Annotated in this window: 17 protein-coding genes; 4 read left to right on the top strand and 13 right to left on the bottom strand. The window is 66.8% G+C overall.

Annotation, left to right across the window (positions count from 1 at the left end; genetic code table 11):
* Positions 1-11: 11 nt before the first annotated feature.
* The gene (locus CFE35_RS03560) at positions 12-809 is read right to left on the bottom strand and encodes a LytTR family transcriptional regulator DNA-binding domain-containing protein (protein ID WP_292928031.1); all 798 of its coding nucleotides are present in this window, start codon (positions 807-809) and stop codon (positions 12-14) included.
* A gap of 3 nt (positions 810-812) precedes the next feature.
* Positions 813-1,967, bottom strand: a complete 1,155-nt coding sequence (locus tag CFE35_RS03555) for a histidine kinase (RefSeq protein WP_292928029.1) — start codon at positions 1,965-1,967, stop codon at positions 813-815.
* Between the two features lie 95 nt (positions 1,968-2,062).
* Here CFE35_RS03555 and CFE35_RS03550 point away from each other — a divergent pair, with 95 nt between their 5' ends.
* Complete coding sequence (locus tag CFE35_RS03550) at positions 2,063-2,686, top strand: HD domain-containing protein (protein WP_292928027.1); 624 nt, start codon at positions 2,063-2,065, stop codon at positions 2,684-2,686.
* A gap of 9 nt (positions 2,687-2,695) precedes the next feature.
* On the opposite strand, the gene CFE35_RS03545 is transcribed toward CFE35_RS03550, so the two are convergent.
* The 9 genes from CFE35_RS03545 to CFE35_RS03505 form a co-directional block, all read right to left on the bottom strand.
* Positions 2,696-3,607, bottom strand: a complete 912-nt coding sequence (locus CFE35_RS03545) for a hypothetical protein (RefSeq protein ID WP_292928025.1) — start codon at positions 3,605-3,607, stop codon at positions 2,696-2,698.
* Positions 3,607-4,395, bottom strand: coding sequence for a DsbA family protein (locus CFE35_RS03540; protein WP_292928023.1), 789 nt, complete (start codon positions 4,393-4,395; stop codon positions 3,607-3,609). Before CFE35_RS03540 ends, CFE35_RS03545 begins: the two co-directional genes overlap by 1 nt.
* A 30-nt stretch (positions 4,396-4,425) precedes the next feature.
* Complete coding sequence (locus CFE35_RS03535) at positions 4,426-5,760, bottom strand: M48 family metalloprotease (protein ID WP_292928845.1); 1,335 nt, start codon at positions 5,758-5,760, stop codon at positions 4,426-4,428.
* 60 nt (positions 5,761-5,820) lie between these two features.
* Complete coding sequence (locus CFE35_RS03530) at positions 5,821-6,798, bottom strand: alpha/beta hydrolase (protein ID WP_292928021.1); 978 nt, start codon at positions 6,796-6,798, stop codon at positions 5,821-5,823.
* 43 nt (positions 6,799-6,841) lie between these two features.
* Complete coding sequence (locus CFE35_RS03525; protein ID WP_292928019.1) at positions 6,842-8,254, bottom strand: hypothetical protein; 1,413 nt, start codon at positions 8,252-8,254, stop codon at positions 6,842-6,844.
* A gap of 124 nt (positions 8,255-8,378) precedes the next feature.
* Entirely contained in the window at positions 8,379-9,263 is an 885-nt protein-coding gene (locus CFE35_RS03520; RefSeq protein ID WP_292928017.1) for a CoA ester lyase, read from the bottom strand.
* 72 nt (positions 9,264-9,335) lie between these two features.
* On the bottom strand, positions 9,336-9,821 hold the full coding sequence (locus CFE35_RS03515) for a DUF2141 domain-containing protein (RefSeq protein WP_292928015.1): 486 nt from the start codon (positions 9,819-9,821) through the stop codon (positions 9,336-9,338).
* Complete coding sequence (locus tag CFE35_RS03510) at positions 9,818-10,528, bottom strand: sterol desaturase family protein (RefSeq protein ID WP_292928013.1); 711 nt, start codon at positions 10,526-10,528, stop codon at positions 9,818-9,820. Before CFE35_RS03510 ends, CFE35_RS03515 begins: the two co-directional genes overlap by 4 nt.
* 119 nt (positions 10,529-10,647) lie before the next feature.
* The gene (locus tag CFE35_RS03505; protein WP_292928011.1) at positions 10,648-12,222 is read right to left on the bottom strand and encodes a DEAD/DEAH box helicase; all 1,575 of its coding nucleotides are present in this window, start codon (positions 12,220-12,222) and stop codon (positions 10,648-10,650) included.
* Positions 12,223-12,507: 285 nt separating this feature from the next.
* Here CFE35_RS03505 and CFE35_RS03500 point away from each other — a divergent pair, with 285 nt between their 5' ends.
* The gene (locus CFE35_RS03500) at positions 12,508-13,833 is read left to right on the top strand and encodes a M20/M25/M40 family metallo-hydrolase (RefSeq protein ID WP_292928009.1); all 1,326 of its coding nucleotides are present in this window, start codon (positions 12,508-12,510) and stop codon (positions 13,831-13,833) included.
* Entirely contained in the window at positions 13,830-14,018 is a 189-nt protein-coding gene (locus CFE35_RS03495) for a DUF1289 domain-containing protein (protein WP_292928007.1), read from the top strand. Before CFE35_RS03500 ends, CFE35_RS03495 begins: the two co-directional genes overlap by 4 nt.
* On the opposite strand, the gene CFE35_RS03490 is transcribed toward CFE35_RS03495, so the two are convergent.
* On the bottom strand, positions 13,991-15,388 hold the full coding sequence (locus tag CFE35_RS03490) for an alginate export family protein (protein ID WP_292928005.1): 1,398 nt from the start codon (positions 15,386-15,388) through the stop codon (positions 13,991-13,993). The two genes, CFE35_RS03495 and CFE35_RS03490, sit on opposite strands and share 28 nt — an antisense overlap.
* Before the next feature lie 389 nt (positions 15,389-15,777).
* On the opposite strand from CFE35_RS03490, the gene CFE35_RS03485 reads away from it, so the two are divergent.
* On the top strand, positions 15,778-16,353 hold the full coding sequence (locus tag CFE35_RS03485) for a TMEM165/GDT1 family protein (protein WP_292928003.1): 576 nt from the start codon (positions 15,778-15,780) through the stop codon (positions 16,351-16,353).
* Here the strand turns inward: CFE35_RS03485 and CFE35_RS03480 are convergent.
* Positions 16,350-16,850, bottom strand: coding sequence for an MmcB family DNA repair protein (locus tag CFE35_RS03480; protein ID WP_292928001.1), 501 nt, complete (start codon positions 16,848-16,850; stop codon positions 16,350-16,352). The genes CFE35_RS03485 and CFE35_RS03480 overlap by 4 nt on opposite strands.
* Between the last annotated feature and the right edge of the window lie 11 nt (positions 16,851-16,861).

Raw genomic sequence — 16,861 nt, 5'->3', positions numbered from 1 at the left:
AGTACCAAACGTCAGTGAACGAAGCGCGCCACCACATCGCGGTAGGAGCGTGAGACTTTCACTTCCGAGCCGGAGTCGAGCACGAGGAAGCATTCGCCGTTGGTGTGCGGCTTCACCTGCCGCACCCGGTCGAGGTTGACGATTTTCGAGCGGTGGACGCGCTGGAACACGCGCGGATCGAGGCGGCGTTCGAGGTCCTTCATCGTTTCGCGCAGGATCAGCGAATTGTCGCCGGTATAGATGCACATGTAATCGCCCGCCGCCTCGATCCGCTCGATCGTATCGACGTCGACGCGGAAGATCTGGCCGCGATCTTTGATGTTGATGAGCTTCTCGAACCGGCCCACGGCGGGTTCGGCTTCGTCGGGAATGCCGTCCATCGCATCGGGGGCGACTTCGGCCAGCACCGTCTTGAGCTTCTCCGCCTCTTCCAGCCCGCGCTTTTCGGCAAGGCGCGTGCGCGCGCGATCGAGCGCATCGGCGAGGCGCGCGGGTTCGACGGGCTTGAGCAGATAGTCCACCGCATTGGCCTCGAACGCGCGGATCGCATGTTCGGAATAGGCGGTGACGAAGACGAACAAGGGCGGATCGATCTCGATCACGCCGCTGACCACGCTGAACCCGTCGAAGCCGGGCATCTGGATATCGCAGAACACCAGATCGGGCTTCTCGGTCTTGATCTTGCGGATCGCCTCGCGTCCGTTGGAGCAGGTGTCGATCACCTCGACATCGGGGAACGCTTCCAGCCGCAGCTGAAGACCCTGGATGGCGAGCTTCTCGTCGTCGACGAGGATCGTGCGAATGGTCATGCGCTACCTTTGCTGTGGGACGAGCGAGGCGGACTGTGCGGAGGCTGGCGCTTCTTTTGCTTCGAAGGGCAATTCGATCACCACCTGAAAGCCTCCGCCCGGCCGCTCGCCGATTTCGAACCGCTGGTTCTCGCCATAAGCCTGGGCAAGCCGGTCGCGGATATTGGCGAGGCCGACGCGCGTGGAATCCATGGGAGAACTGGTCACGCCAAACAATGTCGAGGGGTCGGTGCCCGGTTGCAAGCCCGGGCCGGTGTCGGACACGGTGACCCGCAGCACCGAGCCGACGAGTTGCGCCGCGATGGTGATCGTGGCCCCTTCCTCCAGCGGGCTGACGCCATACTTGATCGCGTTTTCCACCAGCGGCTGGAGCAGCAGCGAAGGCATGAGGGCCGGAGAGGCATCCTCGTCGATGCGGAATTCGGTGCCCAGCCGTTCCTCGAAACGCATCCGTTCGATATCGAGGTAGAGCTTCAGCGTCTCGATCTCCTGCGCCACCGTCACGCGGCCGGTCGGCTCGTTGATCAGGGTGTAGCGCAGGAACGAGGACAAGCGGCTGAGCATCGCGTTGGCAGGCTCGGTTTGCTTCAGCAGCACCAGCGTGGAGATGGAGTTCAGCGTGTTGAACAGGAAGTGCGGATTGAGCTGATAGCGCAGCATGGCGAGCTGCGCGGAGGTGGCCTGCGCTTCCAGCCGGATCAGCTGGTCGTTCTGCTCTTCCACCTGCACGTAGAAATTGATCGCGTAGTACAGCGCTGACCACGCGCCGAGCAGCGTGAGATCGAGGTAGAACACGCCGAGGAACAGCTGGGCAAAGCCGGAATCGCCATCGGTGCGATAGAGGCTGATCACCCACGAATCGATGAACGCATAGAGCCCCACCGCCACCGCCAGCACCACCGAGGTGATCCCCCAGGTGATCAGCGGCGTGCGGTTGATCAGGTTACGGTAGATCACCGAAAGGATCAGCGAGATCGAAAAGCCCGTGATCGTGGCGATCAGCACGATGATCAGGAACGACCACGGCTGCGCATTGGCAAGGCTGGAGAGCGCGCGCAGCAGCATCGCTCCGCCCCAGCCGAGCATCTGCAGGCGCCAGAAAGCGCGGTTCTTGTTGCCGAAGAACGGCGTGGGGTGCAGCGGCAGCTTCATTGCCATGGGGGGTGTGTACCGCACAGTTTTGCAGAGCGCCACAGGCGGGCTTTGCGCGGCCTCGCAAACCGGTTAGTCTTCCCCGCAAAAGGGAGAGAACCATGGATCATCACGGCGATTCCGGTGCGCGCGCGCAGTTCCATTCGATGGAAGAAGGCACGCAGGAAGATTGGTCGATCATCGCGCGCGACTATGTCGGCTTTGCCGCGGGTCTGCCGGACCGCGTGCTGGCGCACCTCAAGCTGCTCGATGGCGATTTCGGCGGCTTTCCGATCGACCGCCTGACCCATAGCCTGCAGACCGCCACCCGCGCCCACCGCGATGGCCGCCCGGAAAGCTATGTTGTGATGGCGCTGCTGCACGATATCGGCGATACGCTGGGTTCGTACAATCACCCTGAAATCGCCGCCGCGATCCTCCAGCCCTTCGTGAGCGAGGAAGAGCACTGGATCTGCAAGAACCACGGCGCGTTCCAGGGATACTACTACTTCCACTACCTCGGCATCGATCGCAACGTGCGCGAGAAGTACCGCGAAAGCCCCCATTTCGATGCCTGCGCCGAGTTCTGCGCGAAGTACGATCAGGCCGCGTTCGATCCTGATTACGACACGCTATCGCTTGATTTCTTCGAGCCGATGTTGCGCCGGGTCATGGCCCGCCCGCGCAACGAGACGGCGATCACCGCGATGGAAACCACCGCCGCCAAGGCTGGCGTTCCAGCCTAAGGCCTGACCCTAGGGTTCCCGGCGAAACCGCAAGGCCCAGTCCCGGTCCGGCGCGGCGTTCATCGCGGCGATTTCCGCCGTCATGACCTGCGCGCGGGTGCTGGCCTTGCCGTGGGTGGGCGCTGCCACCACGAACAGGCCGTGCGGGCTGATCAGGCGGATCATCTGCGGGGCTGCGGCGGGATCATAGCCCGCCTTCGCAAGGATCCACACCGAAAGCCGGTCCGCCTCGCGTTCGGTGCGGCGCACGGCCTCAACCGTGCGCTTGCCGGGGCCGAGCACGGTTTCGTGATCGAGCGCGGCGTGGGCCAGTTCATGTGCGACAAGGGCGGCGACCAGCGCATCGTCTTGGCTTAGCCGGGCGAGCGTCTTGCGGCCGATGCGCACTTGCGCGCGCGTTGCCCCCGCGTTCCCCTTGGCATCATCGAGGATGAACCGCACCGCGCAGGACGGGGCCGCCTTTACCGTGATCACCCGCCCGCCAGCCAGCGTCAGCGCCACTTCGCCGGTCTGCGCTGCCGTCTGTTCGAGCCGCGCCTGCAAGGCCCAGACCCGGTCCCAGCTGCCGCGCGGCGGTGGTGGGCCGATTGCCTCCCCGGCAACGGCGGTGATGACCATGTTGGCGGCAAGGCCTGCTGCGGCAGCGGGGCTATCCGCGGCGACTGCGGCGACGGCGATATCGCCGGAGAGGCCATAGGCGGCTCGGGCCGCCGCCGGATCGTTGAAGGTCTGCATATCACCCAGCAGGATACCGATCCCCGGCGCGCCGCGCGGGCATTGCTGCGCGTTGGCGTGGCTCAGCCGCCAGCCAATCGTCTGCACGCGTTCATCGGCGGCTTGCAGGTCATCGGCTGGCTGCGCGGCAGATGGGGTGGCCAGAAACAGGGCAATCCCGCCTGCCCATATGCCATGAAGCCGCATCAGCCCTTGCGCGCCGCATCGACCGCCTGCTGCAGCGCCTCGCGCCCGATCGCGCCGGTCAGCAGCTTGCCGCCCACGCTCCACGCCGGAGTGCCGCTGATGCCAAGCTGGCGCGCAAGGCCAAGATTGCGCTCAAGCTCCTGATGCACCCCGGGCGTCTGCGTGAATGTGCCAGCCGCCGCGCTATCCAGCCCCGCGGCACTGGCGGCAGCGGCGATGCTGGTGGAGCTGGGGCGTTCGCCTGAGAACATTGCCTTGTGGAACGCGGCATACTTGCCCTGCGCGGCAGCGGCGAGGCCCATGCGCGCGGCGGGTTCGCTTTCGGGCGCGATGATCGGCAGTTCGCGCACCACCACCTTGAGATCGGGATTGGCCTTCACCAGCGCTTCGACATCAGCCACGCTGCTGCGGCAATAGGTGCAGGCGAAATCGGTGAACTCCACCAAGGTGATCTTGCCCTGCGGATTGCCCATGACCGCGCCGGGAAACGGCGTTTCCACCGCGCCGCGCAAAGGCGCAAGCCGGGCTTCGGTTTCGCGCGCCTGCAGCTTTTCCATCGCTTCGGGCAGGATTTCGGGGTGTTCGAGAATGTAGCTGTGCACCAGCGCCTCGATCGCGCCGCGCTGGCGGGCGTCGATCCCGGCCTCGGCCAGCTGGCCTTCCAGCTTGCCATCAGCGGCGGCGGCCTCTTCAGCTTCCGCGTTGCTGCCATGCATCGCCCACCAGCCGCCGGCGACGCCTGCTCCGCCAAGGGCGAGCGCGAGGGCAAGGAAGGGCGTGAAACGCATCTGGGAAACTCCTGAAGTCAGCAAGAACCGCTAGCGCGACTTGCGCATGCGCTCAATCATCGCGCGGGCAGACATCGCGATATCCTGCGCGCGCAGCCAATCGGGCGTGCCCTTGGGCAGCGCGCCTTCCGCCGCTTCGGCGCTGCGCAGCGCTTCGGGCAGGCGCATTTCGCCCAATTGCTGCTCGGCGCTGGCCAGCCGCGCGCGCGGGATATCGCCCTGCGCTTCATACACGACGCCAAGCTGGTACCACGCGAAGGGATTATCCCGGTCCCGCGCCACGGCGGTGCGCAGCACGCGCGCTGCTTCGGGGAAATTGGCCTTGTCTTCGGTGGCGAGCAGCGCATGGCCCAGCGTGGTGGCGATCAGCGGCGCGTTGCGGGTCAGCTCGGTCGCGCGGCGCAGCGGTTCGATCGCGTCTTTCGGCTTGCCGGATTCGAGCAGGACCTGCCCCTTGAGTTCCAGCGCATAGGGATCGTTCGGGTCCATCTTCAGCAGCGCGTCGGTTTCCGCCAGCGCCTTGTCCATCAGCGCTTCCTTGTGGAAGGCATAGGCCCTGGCGAGGTGCGCAGGCGCATCCTGCATCCATTCGGGATAGGCGGCGAGTGTGGCCGCAGGCTCAGCCAGATAGCCGACGAGCTTGGCCTTCACCCGCAGGAACCGCGCCTGCAATGCGGGATCGGCTGGCTTGGTCCACGCCGCATCCTGCGAGAAGGAATCCTGCAGCGTCGTCAGGCGGTCCGAGGTCATCGGGTGGGTGGAATAGAACTCCGCGTCGCTGTCGCGCTTGAAGCCATAGCGGAACTCCATGTTCTGCAGCTTCTTGAAGAAATCGATCGAGCCCTTGCCCGAAATGCCCGCCTTGGTGAGGAAATCGACGCTGGCGGCATCGGCAGAGGATTCCTGCGCGCGGCTGAACGCCAGGTACTTGCCCATCGCGGCCTGCTGCCCGGCCATCATGATGCCGATCCCGGCCTCGCCCGAACCCGCCGCCGCCGCCGCCGCGCCCAGCAGCAGGCTGAGCAGGGTAATGCCGGTGGCGGGCTTGCCGCCCTCGTCGCCCCGGATCACGTGGCCGCCGGTGATATGGCCCAGTTCGTGCGCGAAAACGCCCTGCACTTCCTGCGCGTTGTCCGCCGCGCTCAGCAGCCCGGAATGGAAATAGACCGCCTGCCCGCCCGCCACGAAGGCGTTGATCGAAGGATCGTTGAGCAGGATCACATCGATGGTGCGGGGATTGAAACCTGCCGCCGCCACGATGGGCGCGGCCATTTCCTGAAAGAACGCTTCGGTCTCGGCATCGCGCAGCACCGATTGCGCGGCCGCCGGTGCGGAGCCGATCACGGGGGCAAGCGCAAGTGCCAGAGTGGCCGCGAGGGTGCGGCCGATGCGGCGGGGAAGGGAGCGTGTCACGACGCTGCCAGCTTATCCGCCGCTCGCCTGAACCGGCGGTGAAGCGGTGACTTTCGCGAGGAACGGCAGCACCGCATCGATCGCGCGCGGATCGCGTGAAAAGGGCCGCGCGAACATCATGATCAGGCCCTCGTGCGTCACGCCGTCCAGCAGCACGGCCTGTGTCGGCGCTCCGGCGCGGGTCATCGTGCGGGCGAGGCCCACCGAATTGCGCGGGCGCACGCGGGTATCGGCGGTGCCGTGGACCAGCAGCAGCGGCGGCCCTCCGGCGCGGGCGTGGGCGACCGGCTGGGTCTCTTCCGGATTGGGCGCCTTGCCGAAGCTCAGCTTCGTTGCCGCGCTGTCGAACGGATAGAAATCATAAGGTCCGGCAAGGCCGACAACCCCGCGCAAGGCATTGGCGGAAAGCCCCCGCGCTGCCAGCCAGCGTTGATCCAGCCCCAGCATGACCGCGTTGTAGGCGCCGGCGGAATGGCCCATCAGCACAATGCGCTGCGGATCGCCGCCGTACGCGGCTGCGTTGTTGGCCACCCAGCGCAGCGCCGCCGCGCCGTCCTCCAGCATCCCCGGATAGCGCGCCTTGGGATAGAGCCGGTAGCCCGCGAGCACCACGGCATAGCCTTCTGGCGCGAGCGCGCGGGCGATGAAGCGGTAGTCATGCGGATCGCCCGAACGCCAGCCGCCGCCATGGATGAACACCACAATGGGCAGCGGGCCCTTGCGTGCGGCGCTATCCGCCGGAACGATCATCTCCAGTTTCTGCGCGGGATCGCTGCCATAGCGCACCGCCGCCACCACGCGGATCGCGCCATCGCCGCCGCGCAGCACGCGGTCCGCGGTGTCGAGCAAGGCCACGGCTTCGGTCGCCAGCGCCTGACGGTAGAGGAGAAACCCGCCAACGCCGAGCAGCGCCAGCACCGCGAGTGTCCACCCCAGCCAGCGGCGGCGTGATGTGCGGGGCGTGCGCGTCAAAGTCGGTTCGTCTGCCATGGGCCATGGCTAGACGGTTTTGTGACGGCGGGAAAGCAGCCCTTCAGCCCAGCAAACGGCGCGCCGCGCGCTCCAGCATCGGCTGATCGTCGGCAATTTCGCCCAGTAGCACGGCAGAGCCACCCGCAAGGCGGCGCACCAGCACCAGCGCGAACTCGGCGCCTTCGGGCTCCAGCGCATAGAGCGGCTTGTGATCGAGCGCGCGCAGATCCTCGGCCAGCGATGCGCCGGGCTTGGCCGCCGCCTTGCCGGTTTCCTCACGGCGCAGCTTGCGTTCCAGCGAAACTACGCCCTTCAGCCCGCCGGGCGTCTTGGATAGATAGCCGCCCAGTTGGCCATAGCCGAGCGCAAGGCGCTGCGCGTGGGTGAGGGCGGTGGTATATTCGGCAATGCGCGTCTTGTCGTAGTCTGCGCCGAACACCAGCTTGACCAGCGGGGTCAGCGGCGCCCGCACCTGACTTTTCAGGCCGGCATCGGCCACCATCTCGGCGAAGTCCTCGGGCGCGTCCTGCGCGGCCAGCGCGAAATCCCATGCCCGCCCGATCGCGGCATAGAGCGCGCCGCGCGTGCGGTCCTCGTTGGTATGGGCGATGTGCGCCAGATCGCGCGCGGATGCGAGCCAATCGGCCAGCGAGTCAGGCTCCGGCTCGGCGGGCGCGAGGTCGAGGACGGGGAGGGCGTCGCCGGGAAGGATCTCTGCGCCGAATTCCGCCAGATCGAGCGGGGCGAGAGCATCGGCCTCATCGTGCAGCATGTCGCTGTCCGGCCCATCCGCCCAGCCGCCCAGCGGCACTTCGGCACTTCTACGCGGCACGAACGCGGCGCTGCCGGCGCGCTGGTCGAGCGCCTGGTCGATTTCCAGCAGCAACGCATCGGTGGTCTGCTGGTCGGCCAGTTCCTTCCAGTTGATCACGCCGTAGAGGTAGTCGATGGTCGCGTTGTCGGTGGAGAAGGGCAGCAGGATGCCGCGATAGAGGATCGTGCGGCCGCGCTGGTTGACGAATTCCGCCTCGAATCCGATGGGCGCCTGATTGGCGATAATCTGCAGATAATGATCGGTGATACGCGAAAGCAGCGAGCGGCCGGGAATGTCGCTCAGGCGGCGCAGCGGGCCGCCCGTGTCGCATTCGTCGGCCAGCACTTTGCCAAGAAACGGGATCGCCGGATCCTCGATGCCGTGTTCGAAATGCAGCAGCACCGAATGATCGGCGAAATCCGGCAATTGTCCGTCGAGCAGCGACTGGACGGGGGGAAACGGACCGGAATCGAGCAGGCTGGCCCAGAAATTGTACGCGCGCACCTGCATGCGGCGCTCGTCCTGCCCGATGGCGGGCGGCGGCGCGGCAACAGGGCCCTGTTCGTCGATCGATTCCTCGTAGCTGGCATAATCAGCCGTGTAATCGATGGGCCCGCGGCCCTCCGATCCCTCCGTGCTTATGCCGCGATACGTATCCATGAACCCGTCCCCGTGGTCGTGTGATGGGGCCTGTCATGGCGCAACATGGTAAAGATGTGTTTAAGTTGCGCCGCCGATCCGCGCGCAATTGTTCGAATGTGGTTTCGTTTGGTCGGACAGCGCGTTAGCGCGCCGCGATGGCCGCCGCCTTGGTCAGCAGGCGCACCGCCATATCGCGGTGTAGCAGTTCGGCCATCTTGCCGTTCACCTTCAGCGCGCCCTTGCCTGCGTTGGCGGGATCGGCAAACGCTGCCACGATGGCGGTCGCTTCAGCCACCGCCGCTTCGCCTGGCGCGAACACGCGGTTGGCGGTTTCCACTTGCGAGGGATGGATGAGGGTCTTGCCATCAAGCCCCAGATCGCGCGCCTGCGTGCATTCGGCCTCGAGCCGCGCGGGATCGTCGATCGCGTTGCACACCCCGTCGAGCAGGACGAGGCCATAGGCGCGCGCGGCCATCAGCGACTGGACCATGACCGGCACGAACCCGGCGCGGCCAGGCAGTTGCGCCATCCCGGTTTCCTTGGCGAGATCGTTGAGCCCGAGCACGAAGCCGCCAAGCCGCGAAATGCGCGCGGAGGCGGCAATCCGCTCAAGCGCCAGCACGGCATGCGGCGTCTCGATCATCACCCACAGGCGCACGGCGGGATCATAACCGGCCCCGTCCATCGCCACCGAAAGCGCCACGACATCGGCGGCATCATCCACCTTGGGTGCAAGGATGGCACCCAGCGGACATCCGGCCAGCGCGGCGAGATCGGCCTTGCCCCACGGCGAGCCGAGCGGGTTGATCCGCGCGATCATCTGCCGGTGCCCAAATCCGCCTGCGGTCAGTTCCTCGACCAGCGCGGCGCGGGCTTCGTCCTTCATTTCGGGCGCGACGGCATCTTCCAGATCGAGCGCGACCGCATCGCAGGGCAGCGCGCGCGCCTTGTCCACCGCGCGGCGGTTGCTGGCAGGCATGTAGAGCAGCGAGCGCAGCGGCTGCGCATCCGAAACGGTTTCAGACAAGTGGTAACTCCAGCGGAAGGCGCATATGGCTTTGCGCCCTTTCCTCAAGCGTCGGCGCGGCGCAAGGAAATGTTACAGGAGATAACGAACCTTGATCGCGGTCCGCAGCTGCGCTGCACCGACCTGGAACGAAGCCGCGCCAAAGCGGGGCGGGCCAAACACCAGCGGCGCATCGCGCGAGAAGCCGAAGCCCTCCTTCGGCAGCATCATCATCTTGTCCATGCGGCCGTTGCCGTTCTCGTCATGAAACAGGGCGATGGCATAGCGGCCCTGCGGCACGTCCTTGAACTGCACCGTCTCTCCGTTCAGCGCCGGCACGGTGAGGTGGCGGGCTGCCGGATCCTTCTGGCAATCGGGGAAGGTCTTGGGGTTCGCGGTCATGCAAGCCATGATCTGGCCGTGGTTCGAACGCAGGCCGCCGATCTCGACCAGAATCGAGCTGGGTGCACCTGTGGCCACGGCCTGCACTTGCGGGATCGCGGCCAGTAGCGGAGCGCCTGCGATCAACGGCGCGGCCAGCAGCGAGGCGGCCAGCGCCAGACCCGCCTTGCGCGTCATGGCGCCGAAACGCCCTTGTCCGTCCCGCACACGTGATCCCAGAACCGGAAATAGAGGCCATAGTTGCATCGATAGAGCTCGTGATGACGGTGATGATGACTAGCTGTTATCACCCATTGCCCTACTGGCGAATGAACGAGCGACCCCGGAAACATCTCCCAGCCCATATGATTGGTCACGCCCATCACGGTCATGACCATCAGCACGATCCCCAGCACGCCGGCGTGGATCGGCACCACGAAGACCAGCGCGGGGATGAACAGGCCGACGATGGCGGCCTCGGCAGGATGGAAATTCATCGCCGCCCACGCGGTGGGCGGGCGGCTGGCGTGGTGCACGGTGTGGACCGCGCGGAACACCGCCGGGCGGTGCATCCAGCGGTGCGTCCAATAAAACCACGTGTCATGTAGCGCGAGATAGACGAACAGCGATGCCGGCAGCCACCACAGCGGCCAATCGTTCACATCGGTATAGACCCGCGTCCAGCCATAGTGCTGCCAGCCCCAGGCGATGATCCCGGCGGGCACGCCATAGATCGCGGCGGAGGTAAGGCTCCAGCTGATCTCGCTGCGCATTTGGGGGCCAAGGCCCGCGTAGTGGCCGGGCCGCACCCGCGCGGTGATCCACGCGAAGACCCCGCTGACCGCGAGATAGCGCACGCCGACGATCACCGTCATGACGAGGGCGGAGAGCCACATCTCGTTCATGCGGGCCGCGCTTCGGTCGCGCTCAGGGCAAAAGAGGAAATCATGATAAAGGCTTATGCCAGCCCCGCGCGCTTGTGGACAGCCCGCACTCGGGGCAGTCCACAAGACGGCGCGATGCATCAGACGGCGCGGCGAACCTTGTTGCGGTGCTGGCCAACGCCGCCACCGCCGCCATTGCCGCCACCCGGGCGGAAGCTGCGGGGCTTGTCGCCCTGCGGCCGATCATCACGGGGCCGCTCACCCTGCGGCCGTTCACCGCGATCCGCGTGGACGGGATTGCCCACCGGCCCGCGATCAGCACCGGCACTGCGCGGATTGGCATCGCGCGGACGACCATCACGGCCCTGCGCGCGGCCACCGGGCGTGCGATCATCGCGCACCCGTTCACCGCCTCGGCCCTGACCACTGCCCTGGCCGCCGCCGCGATTGCCACCACGGTTGCCGCCCCGATCACCAAAGCGCCCGCGTGCATCGCGGTCATCGCGGCGCGCATCGCGCTCGGCTTCTTCGGGTTTGCGGCTGACGGCGGGGAGCTTCGCGGCCTCGGCGAGGAAGCCTTCGGGCAGCGGCAGCGGCATCAGCTTGATGCCGGTCAGCTTCTCGATGTCCTTGAGGTAGGGCTTTTCATCCGGCGCGCAGAAGCTGATCGCCTCACCGTCCGCGCCCGCACGCGCGGTCCGGCCGATGCGGTGGACATATTGCTCGGCCACGTTGGGCAGCTCGAAGTTGAACACGTGGCTCACCCCGGTCACGTCGATCCCGCGCGCGGCGATATCGGTGGCGACGAGGATCGGGCACGAACCCTGACGGAACGCGTCCAGCGCGGCGGTGCGCTGTGCCTGGCTCTTGTTGCCGTGGATCGCGCGCGCGCTGATCGAAGCGGCAGAGAGGTGGCGCACCACGCGGTCCGCGCCGTGCTTGGTACGGGTGAACACCAGCGCGCGGTCGAGCTTGCCATCGGCCAGCAGCGCCCGGATGCGCAGCGTGAGCAGCGCCTGCTTTTCCGCCTGATTGACGAACGTGACGAACTGCTCGACGCGCTCGGCTGTGCTCGCCTGCGGGGTTACTTCCACGCGCACCGGGTTGTTGATGAACTGCTTGCCGAGATCCGCGATCGCCTTGGGCATGGTCGCGGAGAAGAACAGGCTCTGGCGGTCCTTGGGCAGCAGGTTCGCCACGCGCTTCAGCGCATGGATAAAGCCGAGGTCCATCATCTGGTCCGCTTCATCGAGCACGAAGATCTCGACCTTGCCCAGCGTGAGCGCGCGTTGGTCGATCAGATCGAGCAGGCGGCCCGGCGTTGCCACCAGAATATCGACGCCCGGCACGAGGCGGCGGGCCTGCTTGCCCACCGGCACGCCGCCGAACACGCAATCGACGACAAGGCGCAGGTTCTTGGCATAAGCCGCGATGTTCTCGGCAATCTGGGCGGCCAGTTCGCGCGTGGGTGAAAGCACCAGCATGCGGCACGAGGCCGGCTTGCGCGGCTGGGGATTGGCGGCCAGGCGGTGCAGCGAAGGCAGCGCGAAAGCGGCGGTCTTGCCGGTGCCGGTCTGCGCGATGCCGAGGAGGTCGCGGCCTTCGAGCAGCGCGGGGATGGACTGGCGCTGGATCGGCGTCGGGTCGGTATAACCCTTGGTTTCAAGGGCGTGGAGAATCGGCTCAGCAAGGCCGAGATCGCGGAAATAAGACATGGGAATCCAATCGTTGTGTGGCGCGCGCGGCGAGATGCGGCGCGCAGGCAGGGGGTCGTCCATGCGACCCATGCGTGAAGGGGAAGCCAAGCGAAGCAGCTGTTAAGCCGGGGCGGGTCTCGCCCTGAAACGGCGGTCCTCACGCTTGCCCGGGCTTGCGGCGGAAAGTCCGCTCGCCAGTCCTGCTGGGGTGCCGCTTAAACGCAATTGCGCGGGAAAGCAAGGAAATTGCGCAAACGGGCAGCGGGCTTCCCAAGCGCGGCCCTGTCGCTCTATCAGGGAATCATGCAAATCCGCCTTGCCGCTGCGCTCCTCGCAGCATCGCTTCTCCTGCCCGCCACGGTCTGCGCCGCGCCCGCGCTGTCCGCGCCGGAGCGCCGCATGGTGGCGGCTGTCGAAGCAAACGCGGGCCGCGATATCGCACTGCTTGAGAAGCTGGTGAACCAGAACTCCGGCTCCCGAAACATCGCCGGGGTCAAGGCGGTGGCTGAAATGCTCCGCCCGGAATTCGAAGCACTGGGCTTTACGGTCAAGTGGCTGCCGATGGAGCAGACCGGCCGCGCCGGGCACCTCGTCGCCAAGCATACCGGAAAGCCCGGAGCAAAGCGCCTGCTGCTGATCGGCCACCTCGATACGGTGTTCGAAGCCGATTCCCCGTTCCAGACGTTCGCCCGCAGCGGCCCGTTCGCGACCGGCCCGGGCGTTGCGGACGACAAGGGCGGCGTTGTGGCCATGCTGGCGGCGCTGCGGGCAATGGCGGCGGCGGGCACGCTCAAGAATGCCAACGTGACCGCCTATTTGACCGGCGACGAGGAAGACGCCGGCGATCCGCAATCCGCCGCCCGCGCCGATCTGATCGCAGAAGGCCGGAAGGCCGACGTCGCGCTCGATTTCGAAGGGCTGGCCCGCGATGTCGGGCCTGAGGGCACGCTGATCGACATGGGCTCCATCGCCCGCCGTTCGGCCTATAGTTGGACCATCGAGGTCGAGGCGAAGTCCGGCCATTCCAGCGGCGTGTTCGGTGCCAATGGCGACGGCGCGATCTATGCCCTCGCGCGCATTCTTTCGGCGATTCGCGCCGAAGTGCCTGAGCCCAACCTCACGCTCAACGTCGGCATGATCGCGGGCGGGGCCGAAGCCGCGCTTGCCGCCGATCAGGCGCATGTCAGCGCCACCGGCAAGACCAACATCATCTCCGCCAAGGCTATCGCGCGCGGCGATCTGCGCACGCTTTCGCCCGAACAGAACACCCGCGCGCAGGAGCGCATGGCCGCCATCGCCGCGCGCGCCTATCCGGGAGCCACCGCCCGGATCACGTTCGAGGACGGCTATCCGCCGATGGCCCCCACCGATGCCAACCGCGCGCTGCTGGCGCGGCTCAACGCTGTCAACGCCGCGCTCGGCCTGCCCGCGATGGCTCCGCTCGATCCGTTGAAGCGCGGTGCAGGCGATATCAGCTTTGTCGCCGCCGATGTGCCGGGGCTCGTCGGCCTTGGTCCGGCAAGCCAAGGCGACCATACGCCCGAAGAGACGGCCGATCTCGCCAGCCTCACCTTGCAGGCCAAGCGGGCGGCGCTGCTGATGAGCCGTCTGGCTGCGGAACAGAAATGACGGATCATCCCGCCAGTCCCTGCACCGGCACTTGCACGCTCGATCCGCTGACCCGGCTGTGCCAGGGCTGCGCGCGCACGATGGGCGAGATCATGGCCTGGCCCAGCGCCAGCGCAGCGCAGAAGCATGCCATTCTGGCCGCCATCGGGCAGCGCGGTCAGAGCGTCAGCGTCAGGTCGAAATAGCCGTAGAGACTATTGCCGCTGGCGGGCGCATTCGGCGCGCTGCGCAGCACCCCGCGCTTGAACAGCACCGCACCGCCGGTTTCGGCCTGCAGCAGATCGGGCACCAGCCAATGCCGCAGCCGCACTTCGGCCTGATGCCCGGCAAAGCGGCCCGAAGCGCCGCTGCCATCTTTAACGCCGGTCGTGGCGAAAGCATCGCGCGGGTTCTCCAGCCATAGCGCGCGGTAACTCACCATCACGTCGCTGCGCTTGTCCGGCACCAGTTCCAGTCGCAGTCCGGGTGAGATGATATTGGTGCGCTGAAGCGCGCCATAGAGCGCCGTCGGCCCGAAATCGAACCGCCGCGCGCCATAAAGCGTATCGAACCGGCCAAAGCGCCCGGCCTTGCCGCCATCGCCGCTGGCGGCATCGAACAGCGCGGCCACGCGCGGGTGCCAGTCTTTCTTGAGCAAGCCGCTTTTCAGGGTGTATCCCGCTTCGGCGTGCACGAACCACGCCGAGACATCGAGATCGGCGGTATCCGCCGCGCTGGTGCTGCGCCGCGCCGTGCCGAACTGATAAGCTGCCTCGATATCGTGGTCCCACTTCCCCGCCGCAGGCCGCGCGAAGGCCCGCCCGCCCAGCGTCCAGAGGCGGCGGTTGCGCGTCAGCCGGTTGTCGACATCCTGCTCCGCCAGCCGGAAGCCATAGGCCTCCAGCGTTCCGCCCAGCACGTGCGGCAACGTGGCGTGCGCGCCAAAGAACTGGACGCGCGTTGTCTCCAGATCGAACTTGACCTTGTTGTCCTGCAAGCCCTGCGCATCATCCGGGCGGCGGATCTGCGGCATCATCCAGAACGCCTGCAGCCGCGTGCCGCCATGTGTGGTCCATTCCAGATCGGCGCCGGTGAAGGCATTGGTGGTCTGGCGATAGCGGTTGCGCGCCACCAGCCGGCGCGAGCCGATGTCCATCGTCTGGCGGCCCAGCGTCAGCAGCCCGCGTCCGCCTTTCGCGCCCTTTTTCCCATCGCCCAGCTCGATCTTCGCATAGGCCTGCACCAGTTCGAGCGTGTTCACGTCGGACGTGGTGATCGAAGACGTCGCCGCTTCGCCATAGGCCCGCGAATCCCACAGCTCGCCGCCGAAACGCACCGGCCCCGCATCGTATTCGATGGCCAGCGTGGTGCGCAGTGAAACCATCGAATCGGCCGCCGCCGGGCTCGGGCGGAACTGCCCGTCGATCCCTTCGGCCCGCGCCCGCACGGTGGCGCTGATCGATAGATCATCCGGCGCGCCGAGCGCCTTGGCGAGCGGGCCGGGCTTGGCCGTGGCGGTGGGGGCAACGCTGAGGGCGGCGCAGGCCGCGGCAGCAAGGATCGCTCTTCGGGTCAAAGTCGCTTCCTGGTTCGATTGCGCAACCTTCTCCCGTGGCCGGGTCGGCAATGCGTTGCTGTATTCTATGGAATACAGGAATTCGTAGCTGCGTCCAGATATTATGGGCCGCCGCGCCCTGCGCAAGCTGCCTTGCGAGATCGGGCTGCGGCGATTAGGGCGTGCGCTGTCACTTGGGGAGTAGCCGCTGCGCAGCCCCGCGCAGTCCCCTGCCGGATCCGTCCGGCGCGTCAACATGCTTGGCCGAGAGGCCATGGCGCAGGCGGCAGGAACGGAGCCTTTCGGCACCACCTGCTGGGCGAGACCAATGGCACCTGTTTCCCTGTCCGGCCGGGCGGGGGAAGCTGGGTGCCGTTGTCTCGATCGCTCGCCCGGCCCCGGAATTCATCATGCTCGAAGCCCTGCTCACTTCCACTACGATCGTCGCTCTCGCCGAGATAGGCGACAAGACCCAGCTCCTCGCCATCGTGCTCGCCGCGCGGTTCAAGCGGCCCATGCCGATCATTCTCGGCATTCTGGTGGCAACCCTCGCCAACCATTTCCTCGCGGCCCTGTTGGGTTCGGTGGCGGCCGGATGGTTCGATGGCCCGGCTTTCCGCTATGCCGTTGCCGTCGGCTTCCTTGCCATGGCGGCCTGGACGCTGGTGCCCGACAAGTTCGATGATGACGAAGCCCCCTCCGTCTCGCGCGGCGGCGCGTTCCTGACCACGCTGATCGCGTTCTTCCTGGTCGAGATGGGTGACAAGACACAAGTCGCCACCATCGCGCTGGGCGCGCGGTATCACGATGCGATTGCGGTCACGGCAGGCACCACGCTGGGCATGATGCTGGCCAATGTCCCGGCGGTGCTACTCGGCGGCGAACTGGTGAAGCGCGTGCCGCTGGGCGTGGTGCGCACCGTGGCGGCCGTGCTGTTTGCCGCGCTCGGCCTGTGGTTGCTGCTGGCGACGGCGGGTATTCTCTAACCCTCCTCGCCCCACCCGGCGCACTGCGGATCACCCGCCACCACCAGCCGCCGCAGCGCCGCGCGCGCCAGCCGCTCGGTCTCGGCCTTGCGGCGGGCGGCGGCGAGCGGCAGGCTGGGGGCTGGGCGGATGATCTCCGCGTCATAGCCATCGGCCACGATCACCCCGCAAACCTCGGGCCGGAACGCGGGGGTTTCGAGGCAGGCGCGGTCAAGATGCGGGGCAAGGCCCCAATAGAACCTGTCGCAATAGTCCAGATAATCCGGCCACTTGGCATCGCCCAGCAGGTCAGCGCGCGCCACCTTGATCTCCACGATCACGATGCGACCCTTTGTATCGATGCCCATCAGGTCCGCCCGCCGCCCTGATCGCAGGGGCATTTCCGGCAGGCACCAGATCCCGTTTCGGGCAAACAGCCGCCCGATCCCGCGCGCCACGGCCTGCGCTTCACGCTCTTGCGACGGCGGGGCTACAGCGGGGAGAAGCGAATCGATCATAGCTGCAGTTT

The organism is Novosphingobium sp. PASSN1 (genome assembly GCF_002278815.1).
The sequence above is the reverse complement of the archived record's forward strand: the minus strand, read 5'-3'. Positions and strand labels throughout refer to the sequence as shown.